Origin of the sequence: Kribbella shirazensis (assembly GCF_011761605.1) — a bacterium.
GTDB classification, from domain to species: Bacteria; Actinomycetota; Actinomycetes; order Propionibacteriales; family Kribbellaceae; genus Kribbella; species Kribbella shirazensis.
On the sequence record NZ_JAASRO010000001.1, the window covers coordinates 8,387,834 to 8,406,684 of the forward strand.

The window sequence follows — 18,851 nt, forward strand, 5'->3', positions numbered from 1 at the left end:
TCACTGAACTCTTAACTTGACCGGGTATCCCCGCCCGTCAACTCATGCAGGCGATGCTGACAACTGTCTCACGGGAGATCGCCATGCGCTGAGAAGTTGCGAACCAAGTCGATTTCTCTGCGTAGATCCTGCAACTCCTCCTCACTCGGAGTGAAAGGCGCGGAGCAAGTCCTCAAAACATCAAGCTTCTGTTCATCTTCCCACTCATCCCATACCTCCAGAGACGAGGCGTAGCGAATAATCACCAGCTTCTCGTGTGCCCGGGCGGGCCACTTTCGCCAGGCTTCCCAGCGTGCGACTCGGCCAGGCTCCCCCATTCGCTCACATTCCAGGATGATCGAATCGACGATTCTGCGATGCGCGGCCGCAAGCCTTGGACTTCCAAAATACGGCTCGGGGGGCACCTCCTCCTCGAACTTCAAGCGGACCAAAGCCGAAGCCAAGGTTTCCAACTCTTCAAGACCAAGCTCGACCTGCACAAGCATCTCCTAGCCAAACGGGTTCGGGCCACCGTACAGCACGTCGGATGGATTGAACCCTCAATGACCCTTGATGGATCAATTCATTGGGCTGCTCCCCCACTCGGAGCGACATTCCCTCGTGGCGTCGAATCGCGATCATGAATCCACCCTTTCCAGCATACGCAGGGTTACCAGCGAAGAGCGCACCGGAGGCTTCGCCAGAGGAAATCATCTCCTGAGTCACATATGTTCTCCCCTTTGAGTCTGCCCGAATCGTTCCCGAGCCGATAATCCCCTGTAGCCCCTTCTGATCCGTGTAATGGAAGATCACGTCATTGTCGAGATTCTTTATGAGCGCATCAACGGAGCCGACGGTCCCACACCCGTTCGAATTGTGAACTAGGACGGGGGTGGAGCCGACCAGCACATAATACGTGTGGATGTCGTCGACGGTGAGGTTATAAGCGGTGGCTACACGATGTGACCCGGCGCTGAGTCCGATGACGCGCACGAGTCGACCGTCGGCGCCGAGGAGTTTGTCGCCTGGGTCGAGCTGGTCGGCGCGCTGGTATGCACTGTCGGTGGCGTTCCAGAACGGGTGGTCCTCGGTCGTGGTGAGCGTCCCACCCTCGACCTCAAGTTCAAGGAGTGTGTCGGTGTGGACCCACAGATGGGTGACCTTGCGTGGCCCGCGTTCACCGGTCTCGGGGTCGGTGGCGAGAACCTCGTCGCCGACCTTCACTTGAGAGATGGGCTTGCGTGTGCCGTCACCCATCTCAACCAACGTCTCGCCACTGAAGCTACGGAAACAACCACCACCGCCTGTTGCGCGGCCTCCGGTCGGCACTTCCGGCCCACCGCTGAGGCGAACACCCCCACCGTCGTGGCCCAGGGGAACACCCATGGTCCCGGTCGGTGTGTATGGGCCGCATCGGATTCCTGGCTGCTGGCACAGTTCGGCAGCGAAGCGCTTGGAGAACTGGACATCGGACCAGCCGCAGGTGGTTGCCTTGCCGTTCTCTACCTTCCAGGTCTCCAGGTTGTTGCAGCCAACGATCTGCTCGTGCCCTTGGCCGCCCTTGTCACCGATGAGTTTCGACTTCGTCTCTTCGTACGCCGGCTCGAAGTCGCTAGTGTCCTGCGCGGTCACCTCGCGGCTGCCGATGGTGACGGCCACGGGCTCCGGCGCACCACCTCCGCCCGCGGTCAGCGCTTCGTTGATGTGGCCACCGTTCTCGACGCGGCTGATGGGGTTTCCGCCACCGAACATGTACCGGTTGGCGTTCCACGGGTCCGTTCCCAGCCCGAGGTCGGTGAGGGCGCCGTTGAACAGGTCGCGTGTCAAGAACCGGTTCAGGCCCGGGTTGTACTCCCGGAACCCCATGTCATAGGTGCCGGTCGCGCCGTCGAAACGGGCCGAGTTGAACCGGTACGGGTTAACAATGTCCGCGTCCAGGGCCGCGATGTCCTTGATCTCGTCCTCGCCGGTCGTGCCCTTCTTGTCCGGCTGACCGTAGGCGGTGTACCGGTACGTCGACGTGGTCTCCCCAGTCGACGCATCGGTCAGAGTTTCGACATCACCGCGGGGGTTGGCGCCGTAGAACATCTTCTTCGACGTGGTCCCGTTGACCGGAGAGTCGACCAGCGACAGGTTCTCCCCGGCCGCGCCGTAGGAGTACGACTTCGCGACCTTCCAGACACCGCCGGTGTCGCGTTCTTCCTCGATCGCCACCTGGTCGGCCAGACCAATGAACGTGTACCGGGTCGAGACCGATTGCGCGGCGCCGACCTTCTCGGACTGGTTCACCACCCGGTCGAACGGGTCATACGTCTGGTTCCGCGTGAACGTCGGCGTACCCGCGCTGTCGAACTTCTGCTGCCGAGTGAGCCGGTCATAACCGTCATAGCCGTTCTGCTCCACCACCTGCGAACCAACATCCGACGTCGTCGCGCGACCGAACGGGTCATAGCGGTGATTCAGCGTCGTCCCACCCGTGACCGTCTTGACCAGCCGGTTGCGGTCATAGGTCATCGTCGACGTCGTGGCGCCGATCGTCTGCTTGACCACGTTCCCGGCGGCGTCGTACTCGTACGCCTCGTTGTCACCCTTCTCGACACCGGTCTTGGTCACCGCAGCGAGCTGCCGCGCCGGCGTGTAAGAGTAGCCCGACGCCTGATCCAGGTACTCCGAAGAATTCCCCTTCAGAACCTTCGCGACATCCTGCGAACGATCACCATCGGCGTGATACTTCAGCGAATGCGACGAAACCAGCTTCCCGCCATCGGTCTTCTCCGTCTGGACCCTCGCCAGACCATCCTCGTGATACGTAAACGTCGCCAGATTCCCGTTCGGCTTCGTAATCGTCGACCGCAGACCACGCCCGTCATAGGTGTACGACCAGGTATCCAGTGTCCCGGTAGGCGACGCACCGGCCTTCACTGTGGCGACCAGATTGCGCACATCCCACGTGTACCCCGTGTAACGGCCAACTGCAGGACTGCCCGTGCCGGCATCCGGTTTGCGTTGCGCGTTCGTCGACAACACGTTGGAGTCGAGGTCGTAGGTGTAGTCGGTCGCCGCCTTCTCCACACCCGTCTTGAGTTCCTGGACCTTCGTGGTCCGCCCGAGACCGTCAGTGGTGATCTTGAACGTGTCGCTCGCCGCGTTCGGGTTGTTGTCCTTGACCTCGGTCTGCTGGCCGTTCAAGTCGTAGGTGTAGGTGAACGACCGCGACTCGACCGGGTTCGTCGACACCAGCTTGATCGCGTCCGCCGACACCACCCCGTCCGCTGACGGCTTCAGGGTGATGGTTTTGGCGACACCGTTCGGGAAGCTGTAGTTGCCCAGGTTGATCCACGGCGTCGCGGCGGTGCAGGCCTTCTGGTCCACCGTCTTCGTCGCGGCGCCGGTGGAGTGGTTGATCGTGTACGTCGCCGCCGTCGTCGCATCCGTACGCACCGGGCAGGACGCGTAGACGTCGAACGAGCCCGCGACGTCGGGGAGTACGCGCCAGTTGAACGTGTCGCTCGCCGCAGGTGAGCCGACCAGCGCTGCGGCGTGGTAGCGGTAGTCCGCGCCCTGAGTGTTCGTGCCGCCCGTGAAACCCGTCCAGGTGCCGGTGGAGGTGGTTTGCCACGTGTCGGCGTTGTCGACGATGTCGACCGGCTGCTGGGCCGCGGTGTCGGACCGGGACTGCAGGGCGCCGTCGGGGTAGTAGCCCCATGCCTGGGTCCGCTTCGCGTCATCACCCGGCACCGTCAGCGTGCGGTCAGTCTGCTGACCCAGCTGGTTATAGCCGTACGTCGCGGTGATCTGCCACGGGCCGGTGGAGGTTTTGATGTCACCGGAGGCGTAGTAGGTGAAGTTCGTCCACTGCGCGGCCGGTGGTGCGGTCGCGGCGAAGGTCGGTTCGGACTGGGCCTTGATCTCACCGGTCGGGTAGTACTGGAGGAACACGCTGGCCGGCGTCTTGTACAACGTGGACGCGGTGTCGAACGCGGACTTCTTCTGGATCGGCCGGTTGAGCTTGTCATAGACCGTCTCGGAGTACCGCCCACTCGGCCGCGTCTGACGAGTCACATTGCCCGCCTCGTCGTAGGCCAGCTTCGTGACCCGCTGCTCCTGCCGCCCACCGATCGGCGTGTGCGGCACCGAAACCTCGATCGGCTGGCCCGCCTCGTCATACTTGGTCGTCTTGGAGTGACCGGTCTGGTTGACCTCCGCGGTCACCAGCCCGTCGGCGTCATACACCGTCTTCGACGTGTAGCCGGCCGCGTCGGTGACCGCGGTGGGCCGGTGGTTGAGGTCGTAGACCGTCTTCGTCGTGTAGTCCGTCGCCGGCGAGGCGTTCCTGAGTGGGTCGATCACCGTGACCTTGTTGCCGACCTCGTCGTATTCGTAGGCCGTGGTCGGCGTCTTCGTCGATCCGTCGGTGTCGACGAACGGGGTCTCGACCTTCAGCACCTGACCGATCCGGTCGTAGGTGTACTTGGTGACGAAGTCGTTCGGGTCGGTCGTGGTCGCGACGCCCTTCGGCGCTGTCTCGGTGATCTTGCGGCCGAGCACGTCATAGGTGTAGGCCAACTGCCGGCCGGTGGTGTTGTTGTCCGGCAACGTCTTGGTCAACAGGTTGTCGGCGGCGTCGTACGTCGACACCGACTGGGCACCGTTCGGTGCGGTCTGTTTGGTGACGTTGTCGTTCAGGTCGTAGTCGGTCGCCGTGGTCCGTACCACGGTCCCGTCATAGGGCTTGTTGATCTTGGTCGGCCGGCCGAACGCGTCGTACTCAGCCGTCGTCACCCGCAGGAGCGCGTCCTTGACCTGCAACAGGTTCCCGCGGTCGTCATAGGTGAACTCGGTCCTCGCGGCCTCGGGATCCACGATCGACAACGGGATTGCCGAACCGCGTCCACCGCAGCAGATGTCGCTGTCGGGTCACGACCACCTCGCGCCACCCGGGCGGCCGCCGCAACACCCCGCGGTTCGCGCCGTGTTGCGGCAACACCCGGCCGATCTAGCGAGCAGAAGTCCCCGTCACCGCAGCACCCGTGCTCCTGAGCTGTAGCGCCGTTGCCATCGAGGAGATCAAATCACGCGGGCTGTCGTAATCGCTGTAGGCGTCGGTCACGCTGACATCTGGACGCGCCGAAGCGCTGTGCGCCAGTGAGCGACGGCGTCATCAACGGTGTCGCCGGTGGTACGTCTCAGGCGGCCAGCGCTCGGGCGTGGCGTACATCCAGGCAACGGAGTGGTGACGGTCGTCGTAGGTGTGGCCGGAGGCGGGATCCACTGACGGAGTGTCGCCTGCGGCGGTGGCCAGTTCCACGGCGAACAACGATCGCTGCTATCGCCGGGGAGGATCGACTGGAACGTCAACGGTCCTCCGAGCATGCCGCCAGGTTCGCAACAAAGTCGGCGAACGTCGGCGCGAGCTCGCGTGGGACTCGGTCCTCGTCGACGTAGACGACGCGTGGCTCCGCTGCGTGTCCGTGCTCGGAGTAGTCGAGCATCACGGTGTCATGACCGCCCGAGGGTGTGTCACAGATGACGAGGCCAACGTCGGGGTAGTCCCACTCTCGGACTAGGTCTCGGCTGCCATGCCCGTCATTCGAGTCTATGCCCAAGTGACCGCCGATGCCCAAGATCGCCGTGATTTCGATGTGATCGTGCGCCCACGACGTCGCGAACGGGGTGGCAAAGCAGCGTCGCCTAGGAACCCCACCGTTCCGGAGCCGGATCAGTTCGAGGTAGCTGGACGGAAGTTTCACCCCCAACGACTGCTCGGCGGCGGCCACGAGCGCGTCTGTGACCCGTGGTCCGGTGTAGAAGTCGTCGGGCTCGAAGAAGTCTTCGTTCATTCCAATCACCTTAGAGAAAACCCACCGGTGTGGCCGGTCATGCGGTGGACGTCGGAGCGGATCAGCTGCATCAATCCCACATCCTGGTGGTGGTGCCAGGTGTAGCCCGACGGGGTCCGCGCAAGTCCGGCAGCTTCGTTCGCGAGTCTAAAGTCCTGGGAGCGGCTGCCCGTGAGTTGGATCCTGACGTCCGGGACCTCGGGGTGACGCCACGCAGAGAAGTCCGGGAACCCGTTCTTGTCGAAGGGCACGCCTGACTTGGGATGCGTCGATCCGGCGAGGTGTGAGTTGCGGATGATGCAGTTGTGAACCAGTACCTCGGACTGGGAAACGTGATAGGTGTGGAGCCCGGCGACCGTCAGATTGTACGCAATCAGATCCTGCTCGCTGATGCTGATGTTTTCAACCGTGAGGCGCCTGCCGTTGGCGGTGCCCACAATGTCGCCGGGCTTCAGGTCGATGGCGTCAACCCAATCACCTCGGGATTCGACCCAGAAGGGGTGACGGTCGGTGGCATCGATCGTGGTGCCGCCAATAAGCCGGATCATGACCATGGTGTGGAGACCACCATGGCGGATCAGGTCGATGACCTCGCGCGGACCTCGCTCTCCCGTGACCGGATCGGCGGCCATCACCCAGTCGCCGAGCTTGACGTCTCTGATCGGCTTCCGGGTGCCGTCTGCCAGCAGGACAAGCGTAGCGCCGGTGAAGCTATTCGCTCGGCAGGTCGCCGGTGGCCCGTCTGCCATTGGGATGATCGGCCCATCGTTGAAGCCGACGGATGAGCCGGTGGGGTCGTACCCGCTGCACTCGATTCCCGGCTGGCGACACATTTCTTCGGCGAACAGGCGAGAGAACCAGACGTCGCTCATGCCGCAGGTCGTGCGCTTTCCGCGAATGACGATCCAGGTCTCAGTACTGTTGCAGCCGACCATGTACTCCTGTCCTTGGCCGCGTTGGTCGCCGACGAGTTTCGACCTCGCCACGTCGTACGCCTGCTCGTACGCGCCTTCGTCCGGCGCGCTCACATCGCGGCTGCCAATCTTCTCCGTGACAGGTTCCGGAGTTGCCCCACTGTTGGGCGTTCGCGTCACCGGCCTGCCACACGCTGACTCGCTTTCGGGGTCGAAGGCGCAGTGGCCGTCGCGCTCTACTCCAGTGATTGGGTTGCCGCCAGCGAACATGTACCGGTTGGCGTTCCAGGGGTCGGTGCCGAGGGCGAGGTCGGTGAGGGCGCCGTTGAACATGTCGCGGGTGAGGAACCTGTTCAGGCCCGGGTTGTATTCGCGGAACCCCATGTCGTAGGTGCCGGTGGCGCCGTCGAAACGCTTGGAGTTGAACCGGTACGGGTTAACGATGTCCGCGTCGCGGGCGGGATCGTCATGGATCTCGTCGTCACCGGTGGTGCCGGCCTTGTCCGGCTGGCCGTACGCGGTGTACCGGTACGTCGACGTGGTCTCCCCGGTCGACGCGTCGGTCAGCGTCTCGACGTCACCGCGGGGGTTGGCGCCGTAGAACATCTTCTTCGACGTCGTCCCGTTGACCGGAGAGTCGACCAGTGACAGGTTCTCGCCGCTCGCGCCGTAGGAGTAGGACTTGGCGACCTTCCAGACACCGGCGGTGTCGCGTTCTTCCTCGATCGCTATCTGGTCGGCCAGGCCGATGAACGTGTACCTGGTCGAGATCGAGGCGTTCGTACCGACCTTCTCGGACTGGTTCACCACCCGGTCGAACGGGTCATACGTCTGGTTCCGCGTGAACGTGGGATTGCCGACGGTGTCGAACTTCTGCTGGCGGGTGAGGCGGTCGTAGCCGTCGTAGGCGTTCTGCTCCACCATCTGCGAACCAACATCCACGGTGGTGGCGCGACCGAACGGGTCGTAGCGGTGATTAAGCGTCGTCGCACCGGTGACCGTCTTGATCAGACGGTTGCGGTCGTAGGTCATCGTCGACGTCGTGGCGCCGATGGTCTGCTTGACCGTGTTGCCGGCGGCGTCGTACTCGTAGGCCTCGTTGTCACCTCTGTCGACACCGGTCTTGGTGACCGCAGCGAGGTGCCGCGCCGGGGTGTAGGCGTAGCTCGACGCCTGGTCCAGATACAGCGACGAATTCGCTTGCAGGACCTTCGCGACGTCGAGGGAGCGGTCGCCGTCGGGGTGGTAGCGCAGCGAGTGCGACGAGACCAGTTTGCCGCCGCTGGTCTTCTCGGTCTGGATTCTCGGCAGGCCGTCCTCGTGGTAGGTGAACGTGGCCAGGTTGCCGTTCGGTTTCGTGATCGTGGACCGCAGACCGCGGCCGTCGTAGGTGTAGGACCAGGTGTCCAGCGCCTCGGTCGGCGAGGTCCCGGCCTTGACGGTGTCGACCAGGTTCCGAACATCCCACGTGTAGCCCGTGTAGCGGCCCACCGCAGGACTACCAGTGCCGGAGTCCGGCTGGCGCTGGGCGTTCGTCGAGAGGATGTTTGAGTCGAGGTCGTACGTGTAGTCCGTTGTCGCCTTGTTGGTGGCGCCCTTGAACTCCTCGACCTTCGTGGTCCGTGCGAGGCCGTCGGTGGTGATTTTGTACGTGTCGGTTGCGGCGTTCGGGTTGGTGTCCTTGACCTCGGTCTGCTGACCATTCAGGTCGTAGCTGTAGGTGAACGACCGGGTCTCGACCGGCTTCGTCGAGACCAGCTTGATCGCGTCCGCCGACACCACACCGTCCGCGGAAGGCTTCAGGGTGATGGTCTTCGCGACCCCGTTCGGGAAGCTGTAGTTACCCAGGTTGACCCACGGGGTCGCCGCGGTGCACGCCTTCTGATCGACCGTCTTGGTGGCGGCACCGGTGGAGTGGTTGATCGTGTACGTCGCCGCTGTCGTCGCGTCGGTACGCACCGGGCAGGACGCGTACACGTCGAACGAACCCGCCACATCCGGCAGGACCCGCCAGTTGAACGTGTCAGCGGCCTCCGGCGTACCGGCCGCCGCTGCGGGGTGGTAGCGGTAGTCCGCGCCCTGAGTGTTCGTGCCACCCGGGGCCGTGGCCCACGTGCCGGTGGAGGTGGTTTGCCACGCGTCGGCGTTGTCCACGACATCGACCGGCTGCTGCGCCGCGGTGTCCGAGCGCGACTGCAAAGCACCATCCGGGTAGTAGCCCCAAGCCTGCGTCCGCTTCGCATCATCACCCGGCACCGTCAACGAACGGTCAGTCTGCTGACCCAACTGGTTATAGCCATACGTCGCCGTGATCTGCCACGGATCCGTCGACGTCTTGATCTCACCCGAGGCGTAGTAGGTGAAGTTCGTCCACTGCGCCGCCGGCGGCGCCGTGGCCGCGAACGTCGGCTCGGACTGCGCCTTGATCTCACCGGTCGGGTAATACTGGATGAACGTGCTCGACGGCGTCTTGTAGAGCGTGGTTGCGGTGTCGAACGCCGACTTGTTCTGAATCGGCCGGTTGAGCTTGTCGTAGACCGTCTCGGAGTACCGGCCGCTGGGCCGGGTCTGGCGGGTGACGTTGCCAGCCTCGTCGTAGGTCAGCTTTGTGGTTCGCTGTTCCTGGTGACCGCCGATCGGGGTGTGCGGCACCGACACCTCGATCGGCTGGCCCGCCTCGTCGTACTTCGTCGTCTTCGTGTGGCCGGTCTGGTTCACCTCCGCTGTGACCAGACCATCGGCGTCGTAGACGGTCTTGGAGGTGTAACCGGCCGCGTCGGTGACCGCGGTCGGGCGGTGGTTCAGGTCGTAGACCGTCTTCGACGTGTAGTCCGTCGCCGGCGACGCGTTCCTGAGCGGATCGATCACCGTGACCTGGTTTCCGACCTCGTCGTACTCATAGGTCGTGGTCGGAGTCTGCGTCGCCCCGGTGCTGTCGATGAACGGGGTCTCGACCTTGAGGACCTGGCCGATCCGGTCGTAGGTGTACTTGGTGATGAAGTCGTTCGGGTCGGTCGTGGTCGCGACGCCCTTGGGCGCGGTCTCGGTGACCTTCCGGCCGAGCACGTCGTAGGTGTAGGCGAGTTGCCGCCCAGTGGTGTTGTTGTCCGGCAACGTCTTCGACAGCAAATTGTCAGCCGCGTCGTAGGTCGACACCGACTGTGCACCGTTCGGCGCGGTCTGTTTGGTGACGTTGTCGTTCAGGTCGTAGTCGGTCGCCGTCGTCCGCACGACAGTCCCGTCGTACGGTTCGCTGACCTTGGTCGGGCGGCCGAACGCGTCGTACTCCGCCGTCGTCACCCGCAGGAGCGCGTCCTTGACCTGTAGCACGTTGCCGCGGTCGTCATAGGTGAACTCGGTCTTCGCCAGCTCGGGGTCAGTGATCGACAACGGGTAACCGCTGGCGTGGTAGTTGGAGTCGGCCCCGTACTGGGTCGCGTTACCGCGCGCGTCGGTGGCCGTGGCCAGGGTCCCGTTCGCGTTGTAGGTGTACGTCGGTCCGAACCCGCGGCCGTCCTTGACGGTCTTGACGTTGCCGTTCGCGTCATAGGTGAACGTGTCCGTGCGGCCGGCGGCGCTCTTCTTCGACAGCAGCACCGTCGGCTTCGCGCCAGTGGTCAGCGTCTGGTAGGTCAGCACCACACCCGGCAGGCCGTTCTTGACCGCCATCGCGTCCCGCACGACCAGCGGGTAGCCGGTCTTCGGGTCGTACTCCCACGTCGACACCGCACCGTTCGGCTCCTGCAACCGGATCACGTTGTGGTCGTTGTCCCAGGCGAGCAGGGTGGCCTTGGTGCCGCCGGTTGCGTTCTGGTTCGCGTCCAGGATGCTGGTGGTGCGGCCGTAGCCGTCCATCCGGTACGTCGTCACCGACGGGGTGGACCCGTTGACGTCGGTGACTGTGGCGACGAGGTCCTGCGCGGCCGAGCCGTCCGGGTCGGCGTAGGAGAAGGTCGTGTTGTTGTTGCGGCGGTCGGTGTAGCTCTTCGGCCACGACGCATACGTCGAGTTCTCGGTCGAGGTGAAGTACTGCACCTTCGTCTCCGCGTTACGGGGATCCTTGATCGAGATCAGTTTCGTGTTGCCGTTGTTGTTGGTGTCGGTGTAAGCGAACTGGAACGCCTTGACCGGCGCCCCGGCCCCGAAGGTCTGGGTGGCGGTGTCGAACTGGCCGCCGTCCTCGAGCTTGATCAGCTGCGAGGAGACGTTGTAGTTGAACTTCAAGGCCCGCCCAGAGATGTCGCGGATCCACACCAGCTTCCTGGTGCCTCCGGGCTCGTATCCCAGTGTCAGGACCTGTCGGTTGCTGGCGTCGGTCACCGTGGTCAACCGGCCGGAGGTGTCGTAGGCGTAGGTCATGGTGTTGCCGTTGCGGTCCACGACCGAGGTCTGCCGTCCGGTGTCTTGGTTGAAGTAGAACCGGGTGCCGTCCGGCCGCGTGAACACCCACTGGTGATCCGCGTCGGCGGTCAGGTCACGAGTCAGGTCCAGCCCCACGCCGGGCGGGCGGGTGTAGGTCAGCAGGCTGGGTGTTTCGGTGGCCAGCTTGTAGGTGTGGGTCGTGCCGTCACCGTCGATGAACGTCATCAGGTTGCTGACACTGCCACCGGTCGGCACCGACAAGTCACTGCCCAGCCTGGTCAGCGTGGCCGCCTGGACGGAGAACCCGAACCCGGCCCGCGTGGTGGTGCCATCCATGGAGTTGTACGCCAACCGCACGAAGGCCGACGGACCGATCGACGGATTCGACAACGCGTCGTACGACCACACGACGTTGCCCTCGTACAGGTTGGTCAGCAACTGCGAACCGCCGCCGGTCTCCTCACCGGTGTAGGACAAGAACTTCTCCAGACCCAACTGGTTCGAGCCCGGATCCTCCACATACCGGTCCACACACAGATACCCGGTCGTCACAACCGCACAGCCCTGCGACGGCGGCATCGTGTTCGACGACGGCGGATGCGTGACGGAGAACCACTCATACTCGCCCGACGTGCCCCTGTCCGGATTGAACCACCACAGATCCAGATACAGGTCGTACGCCAGGCGCTTCGTGCCGGAGTCGGCTTGGATCGGCGTCCGGATCGGCAGATTCAGCCGGACCGATTCCCCCGCCGCCAGCGCCTTCCCGAGCGGCACGAAGTTCCGGTCACCAGACACCGTGATGTCGGTGGTGCTGTCCGGCTCGGTCCAGCGATACGACAACTGCGCATCAGCCGGCCATGCCTGGTTCGACGTGTTCGTCACCGTCACCGGCGTCGTGATCGTCGTGCCCGGAACGAACCGCTCCGGCATCTCATCAGCCCGGTACGTCTCGGCGGCGTTGCTGGCCAGGTGCTCTATCCACAGTCGCGGCCGGAACAGCGTGTCCGGGGACTCGCCGTTGGTGACGCTGATCAACTGCTGTCCCGCGGCATCCGGCGCCTCGACACGCGTCCGAAGCAACAAGCCGTGGTTGTTACCCGGGTTGTCCACCCAGGACTGCAACTTCGTGAGCAGGCCCGCCGAGGCGAATGTCAGCCGCTGTGCATTGTCATTGGGTCTCGCCGATCCCAGCAGGGCAGGGTCATAGTCACCACCGGCAGCTGTCCAGTTGATCGTCGAGGTCGCCTGGTTCCACGTCGCCTCGGTCTCGACGAAGTCTTTCGTCAACCCGTACAGATCGAAATCGGCCTGGCCGGTGCCGGAACCGTAGTTCGAGAACAGCTCCACGCGGGCGTCGGTGACCTTGGTGCCCTGCTTGATCGCAGCGGTATCGAACTTGAACACCCCACGCTCGGCGCCGTACGTCGGATGGTTGTTGCCGACCTGCACCCAATACCGCGTATTCGGCGTACCGCCACCGCCGTCGGGGCGCGACAGGTTCGTCGTCGGCTGCGACTTGCTCAGCGTGGTGTCAGAGATATCACCGCTGAATGACCGCAGGATCCTGCCCTCGCGCGGCATCGTGACGGTCTGCACGTTCGACGCGGCCTTGCCGTTCGACGCGCCGTCCCCCACCAGTCGAGCCACAACCCAATAGCTATAGGTCGCCGGGTCGGGCTGTCCTGTGCTCTTCAGAGCCGACGGCTTCGCTGTCGTGTCGGTGAACGACGTGACATCCGGACGGACCGTACCGACCAATGTGAGCGCCGCCGGAGCGGTATTCGAGAAGTAGTCGCCGACCGGCGTGGTGCAGGTGTCCCCCGGTAGAGCGCGGCAGCCACGGAAGATCTGGTACTCCACCAGGTCGTCGTCATCGGCCGGCGTCGGATCGACGTACTTGCTCCATGTCAGCTCTGCGCCGGACGCGTTGATCGTCGACGGCGGGTTCAGCGCCACACCCGGCTCGTCGTAGGTGACCACCAGATTCGGCCGCGCGGCCGTCTCCCCACCGTAGGTGTCCTCGCTCGCGCTGTAGTACAGACCGCCAGCCGGGGCCGTCGCCGGATTCTCGTCGACGGCCTTCAGCATCACGCCGTAGTTCGGAGACGAGCCGTTCAGCCACGACTGCACGTAGCTGCCCATCGCGTACGAATGCCAGCCGTCCCGGTCGCCGACCTGCTTGGTCGCCGTCGAGTACTTCGTCCACCTCATCGCATCCGCGACCGGAATCGTCGCCGCCACAGGCGACTGCTGCCGCGTGATCTTCACCTGCGTCGTGTTCCCCGGACGCGAATGGATCGTGCCCAGCGTGTACCACTGCGCGCCCCCGACAACACCGGCCGTCTGATCCCACGTCACGTTCTGCGTCGTCACCTGGCCGTCAGCCGTCGCACCAACCAGCGTCGTCGGCAGCTTCCCGCGAACCGACGACTGGAAGTAGAACCCCTGCACCTGGTAATCGCCGTCACTCGGCACCCGAGCATTCCACGTAAACGTGTCCGGCGTCGTTTCCGTCGGCGCGTATGAAAACGAACCGTTGACCGCGCTCGTGTTGCTCTGGTACTTCCACAACCCTTCGTACGACGCCGACAAAGTGTCCTGATCGTCCACCATCACCGTGTTGGACGCATAGGTCCCGTTCCACGCCGTACTCATCGACGACCACGTCGCCGTCGACTCCGACCAGTCCGAAGTGACCTTCACTGCCGAAAGCGGCAGCTTGTAATCTCCGCCGAAGCCCGCCCCGTAATGCACGTTCAGATCAGCCGACCGGATCGTCGTCGTGCTCGGGATCATCGACAGGTCGAACTTCAACAGACCCCGCCACGTGTTGTGGCTCAAGTCGTCACCAACCAGCACCGTCGGGTTCGTACCGTAGCTGGTGTTCGCGTTCGCCTCCGAGATCGACGTGTCCTGTGCAGCCGCCGGATCCGGCACGATCACGATGGTCGGATCAATGAGGATCGGGTAAACACGCTCTTTCGCCGCCAGCCACGATCGATCCGGCTTCAACGTCAGCAGCGTCTTCCCGCCCTGCTGGCTGATCACCTGGGTGATCTTCTCCGAGTAGCCAGGCTGGCCGGGCCGGTTCTGCGCCGAGGAGTCGTACATGTTCGGCGCCGGGATCACGTACTTCGGCCGCTCGTCGTCGTTCTTCTTGAAGAACCCGATCGACCCGTCCGGCTGCGCCTTCGCGGTCAGGCCGCTGGTCCGCAACTCGAACGTGTACTCGTCCGCCGCGTCGGCGGCCGTCGTGAGTACGACGGTTTCCTTCACGCCGGTGCGGGACACGTAGTAGCGCACGTCCGCAGTACCGAACACGTCCGGGAACGCCACGGACGAGTCCTTCGTCAGCGCCGTCAGCGCGCGTTTCTCACCCGCTGCACCAAGGCTGATCGAGTCACCACCCGCCTCGAACGTCAACAGGCGATCACTCGACTTGCCGAACCGCGTGCGGAAGTTGTTCTTCGCGTTCTCGAACGAATCCTCACCCGAGCCCGCGGTGACCTTCGTGTCGACGGGCTGCCACTTGCCCTTGGAGTCCTTGTAGTGCACCGGCTCCGTCGACAGCACCACCTGCGTCGTGCCGTCAGACATGCGGTAGCTCGACGAGGTCGCCGTACGCCGTTCCTCCAACTCCCGCACCCGCGTCGGCTTCCCCGTCGCGGCTCCAGCGGTTGCCTTCGAGGCGTTGACGACCCGCGCGGGAACAGGCGGCGCGAGCGGACCCATCGCCGCACGAGCCACCTGCGGCGCGGCAACCGGCGCGACCTGCTGCGAATGGGCGAGAGCGGTAGCGGGAACCCCGAACGAAGCCGGAAGAGACAGAATCAGGGCAGACGTCAGCAACCTGCGGGCGCGGCGCATCCAAACTCCAAACCTGGGCGGGAATCCGGCGCACCCCGAGCGACACCGGCGAGAGTCAGCAGAATTTCTATCGTTCGAACCTGAGGCCCACAAGGCATCCGAGCGAAGTTGCATCTTGCTGCAACGACACGCGAGACGGCCTGCACCACGCACCACAGCGTGCTAGCAGACACCCGCGCGACAAGCGGAACGCAACGGCCACCAGCACGCCATTCGCCGGCCACCTTCGCGACATCGCGGACACGCTCCCGGCAGCATCGGCGCCGCCGTACACCACAACCCTCAAGAGCACGTGAAGTCCCGGACAGACCAGGTGCCAGTTCCGGAGCAGACCTGATAGGTTCAGCCGTCGCCCGGGCCGACTGGGGCTGCCGGGACTCATGAAGGGGAAGTAGTAGTGAGGCTCTTCAATAGCAAGAAAAAGAAGCTCGTCGCCGCCGGCATCGCCGCGGTCGGCATGATCGGCGCAGGCGCGGTTGCCGCGAACGCCGCCGGCGAGACCGGATGCAAGTACCTGACCTACCCGCTGTGCGCACGCTCGGTCGCATCTCTCCAGGTCGTCGACGGATCGCTGATCGAGAGCGATCTCGCCCCCGCAGTGCGCGACAAGCTCAACAAGCCCAGCACGGGTGAGGCGGGACCCGCCGGTCCTGCCGGCCCGGAAGGCCCCGCTGGCCCGGCCGGTGCCGATGGCAAGGACGGCGTGTCCGGTCTCGCCGTCGTCGGCCCGACCCAGACCGTGCCCAAGGGCTTCAGCGCCGTGAAGCTCGACTGTGCCGCGGGAAAGAAGGCGATCGGCGGCGGGCTCAAGTGGGACACCGGCAGCGGCACGGCCGCCGACGTGGTCATGAACGGCTCCTACCCGAGCGACGTGACCGAGGTCGAGGGTGTCGCGACCGCTACCTCCTGGACGATCGCGCTGACCAACAATGACCCCAAGGGCTCGATCACCATCCAGCCGTTCGTCACCTGCGTCACCGCCAACTGACCACACTTGTTCGCACCGTGCCCCCGGCCCCTCGCTGCAGCCGGGGGTGCGGCATGTGCTGGTCGAGCGGCGCTGTGGTGCCGTGGCACCAGGGGGCCAGGGAAGGGGTTGGTGAATCCCGGGATGGTGGGGAAAATCGCCGGATTCGGCCGCACCGCCCAAAGCGGCCCGATTCTGGAGGACCGCTATGCGTTCTTTCGTTACCCGTCCCCGCGCCCTGGCCGTTCTGCTGGCTGGTACGGCGCTGACGTTCAGCCCGCTCGGTGGGCAGGCGACTGCGATGTTGCCCGCCGACCAGACCGGGAACCCGGCCTGTGTCACGCCTGAGGAAGGATCCGCCGCACGTGGTGGTTTCGGGGCCGACCATCGGGAGCTGTCGGCTGCCGAGCAGAAGGCCATCGACGCCCGGACCGCGCAGATCCTGAAGGCCAAGGCGGCCCGTGGACTCGCCCCGAAGGCCGGGACGCTGGCGTCCGCGAGTGTGCCGGTGTACGTGCACGTGATGCGGAGCAGCTCCGGTGCCGGTGACGTCACCGACACGCAGATCGCGCAGCAGATCGCCGAGCTCAACCAGAACTTCGCCGGCCAGGAGTCGTCGCAGGCAGCGAACACCGGGTTCAGCTTCCAGCTGGCCGGGACGTACCGGTACAACAACAACCAGTGGCACAACGACCGGCAGAGCACGCAGTACCGCTCCCAGACCCGCAAGGGCGGCGCGAACGCGCTGAACATCTGGCTGGTGGACTTCTCGTACCTCGGCATCGCCACGTTCCCGTGGGACTACGCGCGCAACCCGAAGATCGACGGCATCCGGGTGCACTACGCCTCGCTGCCCGGCGGCTCAGCGACGAACTACGACCTCGGCAAGACCGCCACACACGAGGCCGGCCACTGGTTCGGGCTGTACCACACGTTCCAGGGCGGCTGCACGAGCACGAACGACTCGGTGGCCGACACGCCCGCCCAGAGCAGCTCGTCCAGCGGCTGTCCGGAGGGCCGGGACTCCTGCTCGTTGCCCGGTCTGGACCCGATCCACAACTACATGGACTACTCGTACGACGCCTGCTACAACCAGTTCACCCCCGGTCAGTCGACCCGGATCAGCGACATGTGGACGGCGTACCGTGGGTGAGACCCGCCTGTGACATCCGCACCACCGGGCAACTAGAGTGCCCGCGATGCGTTTGCTTCTGACGGCTTGCGCGACCACCGCACTGGTGGTCGCCGGGCCTCTGACAGCGACAGCCGCCGGCCAGGGCCCACAGGTCCCGGTCGGCGGCGACCTGCTGACCGCGAAGCCGACGGTGGTCGCCAAGGGCGCGACGCCGCCGGCAGTGCAGGCGTCGGCGTACGTCGTGGCGGACATCGACACCGGTCAGGTGCTGGCGGCCAAGGCCCCGCACGCGAAGCTCCGCCCGGCCAGCACGCTCAAGGCGCTGACCGCCCTCGTCCTCCTGCCCCGGCTGAAGAAGACCGATCCGGTGATCGGATCCGACGCGGACGCCGGGATCGTCGGCAGCAAGGTCGGCGTGTACCCGGGCCTGCGCTACACCGTCGACCTGCTCTTCCAGGGCATGTTCCTGGCGTCGGGGAACGACGCCGTGCACGCACTGTGCGCTCACGACCGGGGCGGCGTACCGGCGACCGTCCAGCGGATGAACGCCAAGGCCAAGGAGATCGGCGCGCTCGACACGCACGTCACCGACCCGACCGGTCTGGACGCCGACGGGCAGTACTCGAGCGCCTACGACCTGGCCCTGTTCGCCAAGGCCGGACTGGCCCGGCAGGACTTCGCGAAGTACGCCGCGACGAAGTACACGAACTTCCCGAACGTCGGCAACAAGGGCACGTACCAGGTCGCGAACCAGAACAAGCTGCTGTTCGGGTACGACGGCGCCCTCGGCGTCAAGACCGGCTACACGACGCTGGCCCGCAACACGTTCATCGGCGCCGCCCGCCGCAACGGGCACACGCTGGTGGTCACGATGATGAACGCGCCGCACGGCATCACCGAGGACGCCAGCAACCTGCTGACCTGGACGTTCACGAACTACGGCAAGCTCAAGCCTGTCGGCACACTCGTCAAGCCGGCGGCCGTCCCGCCCAAGGCCCAGCCGCAGGACCGGTCCGGCACCACCAAGCCGAACCCCGGTACGGCGCGACAGCCGCAGGCGCGTACCGCGCTCAATCCCGGCCAGGCCGTCCAGTCGCTCGCGTTCCGCGTCCCTGCCTGGGCGTACGCCGCACCGCCGGTCCTGCTCCTCGGCCTCTTCCTCCGCCGCCCGCGGACCCTACGCCGCCGCCGTCACTAGGAAGCAGGCTGATACGTCAGCGCGAGATTGCCCCGCGGGAACGACTTCACGTCGACCAGCTTCAGCTTCGTGAACCCGGTGAACAGCTGACCGCCGCCGCCATGCGCGACCGGACTGATCAGCAGGTGGTACTCGTCGACGAGCCCTTCGCGGACGAGCGCCTGCGCGAACCGCACGCCGCCGTGAGCCAGGATCGGGCCGCCGTCCTGCGCCTTCAGGGCCGCGATCTCGGTGGCGAGGTCACCGGAGCAGACCGTCGTCGTCTCCCACGGGGTGTCGATCGGGCTGCGGGAGAACACGACCTTCGGGATCCGGTTCATCGCCTCGGCCTCCGGTCCGTCCTGGAAGGGCCAGTGCCCGGCCATCTGCCGGTACGCCGTCGCGCCCATCGCATGCACGCCTGCGCTTCCGAGGACGCCGGCCATGTGCGCGACGAACTCCTCGTCCTCGTCGTACTCCGCGAAGGAGTCGTCAGGCACGCCCTCCGGAGGGGCGCCGTAACCGTCGAGGGACAGACTGTGGCGGAGGATGAGAGGGCGCACGAGAGCTCCTCACGGGGTACCGGCCGACTGGACTCCTCGCATCC

General features: G+C 65.1%; 8 protein-coding genes. 3 read left to right on the top strand and 5 right to left on the bottom strand.

Features of this window, described 5'->3' with window-relative positions; genetic code table 11:
- Positions 1 to 68: 68 nt before the first annotated feature.
- The 4 genes from BJY22_RS39935 to BJY22_RS39950 all read right to left on the bottom strand — a co-directional run bounded on the left by BJY22_RS39935 (position 69) and on the right by BJY22_RS39950 (position 14,830).
- A complete protein-coding gene (locus BJY22_RS39935) occupies positions 69 to 479 on the bottom strand; it encodes a hypothetical protein (RefSeq protein WP_167217348.1) in 411 nt (136 codons plus the stop codon).
- Positions 457 to 4,842 carry a golvesin C-terminal-like domain-containing protein gene (locus BJY22_RS39940; protein WP_167217350.1) on the bottom strand — a complete coding sequence of 1,462 codons (4,386 nt, stop codon included), beginning with the start codon at positions 4,840 to 4,842 and terminating at the stop codon, positions 457 to 459. Before BJY22_RS39940 ends, BJY22_RS39935 begins: the two co-directional genes overlap by 23 nt.
- 491 nt (positions 4,843 to 5,333) lie before the next feature.
- Positions 5,334 to 5,819 (bottom strand): SMI1/KNR4 family protein, encoded by a 486-nt coding sequence (locus BJY22_RS39945; protein WP_167217352.1) that lies wholly within the window; start codon positions 5,817 to 5,819, stop codon positions 5,334 to 5,336.
- A gap of 5 nt (positions 5,820 to 5,824) precedes the next feature.
- Positions 5,825 to 14,830: a DNRLRE domain-containing protein gene (locus BJY22_RS39950; protein WP_167217354.1), complete on the bottom strand. Its 9,006-nt coding sequence runs from the start codon at positions 14,828 to 14,830 to the stop codon at positions 5,825 to 5,827.
- Between the two features lie 532 nt (positions 14,831 to 15,362).
- On the opposite strand from BJY22_RS39950, the gene BJY22_RS42255 reads away from it, so the two are divergent.
- The 3 genes from BJY22_RS42255 to BJY22_RS39965 all read left to right on the top strand — a co-directional run bounded on the left by BJY22_RS42255 (position 15,363) and on the right by BJY22_RS39965 (position 18,265).
- Positions 15,363 to 15,953, top strand: a complete 591-nt coding sequence (locus BJY22_RS42255) for a collagen-like protein (RefSeq protein ID WP_167217356.1) — start codon at positions 15,363 to 15,365, stop codon at positions 15,951 to 15,953.
- A gap of 187 nt (positions 15,954 to 16,140) precedes the next feature.
- Positions 16,141 to 17,085 carry a zinc metalloprotease gene (locus BJY22_RS39960; protein WP_167217358.1) on the top strand — a complete coding sequence of 315 codons (945 nt, stop codon included), beginning with the start codon at positions 16,141 to 16,143 and terminating at the stop codon, positions 17,083 to 17,085.
- Positions 17,086 to 17,131: 46 nt separating this feature from the next.
- Complete coding sequence (locus BJY22_RS39965; protein WP_167217360.1) at positions 17,132 to 18,265, top strand: D-alanyl-D-alanine carboxypeptidase family protein; 1,134 nt, start codon at positions 17,132 to 17,134, stop codon at positions 18,263 to 18,265.
- Here the strand turns inward: BJY22_RS39965 and BJY22_RS39970 are convergent.
- Positions 18,262 to 18,807 carry a dihydrofolate reductase family protein gene (locus BJY22_RS39970; RefSeq protein ID WP_167217361.1) on the bottom strand — a complete coding sequence of 182 codons (546 nt, stop codon included), beginning with the start codon at positions 18,805 to 18,807 and terminating at the stop codon, positions 18,262 to 18,264. The two genes, BJY22_RS39965 and BJY22_RS39970, sit on opposite strands and share 4 nt — an antisense overlap.
- Between the last annotated feature and the right edge of the window lie 44 nt (positions 18,808 to 18,851).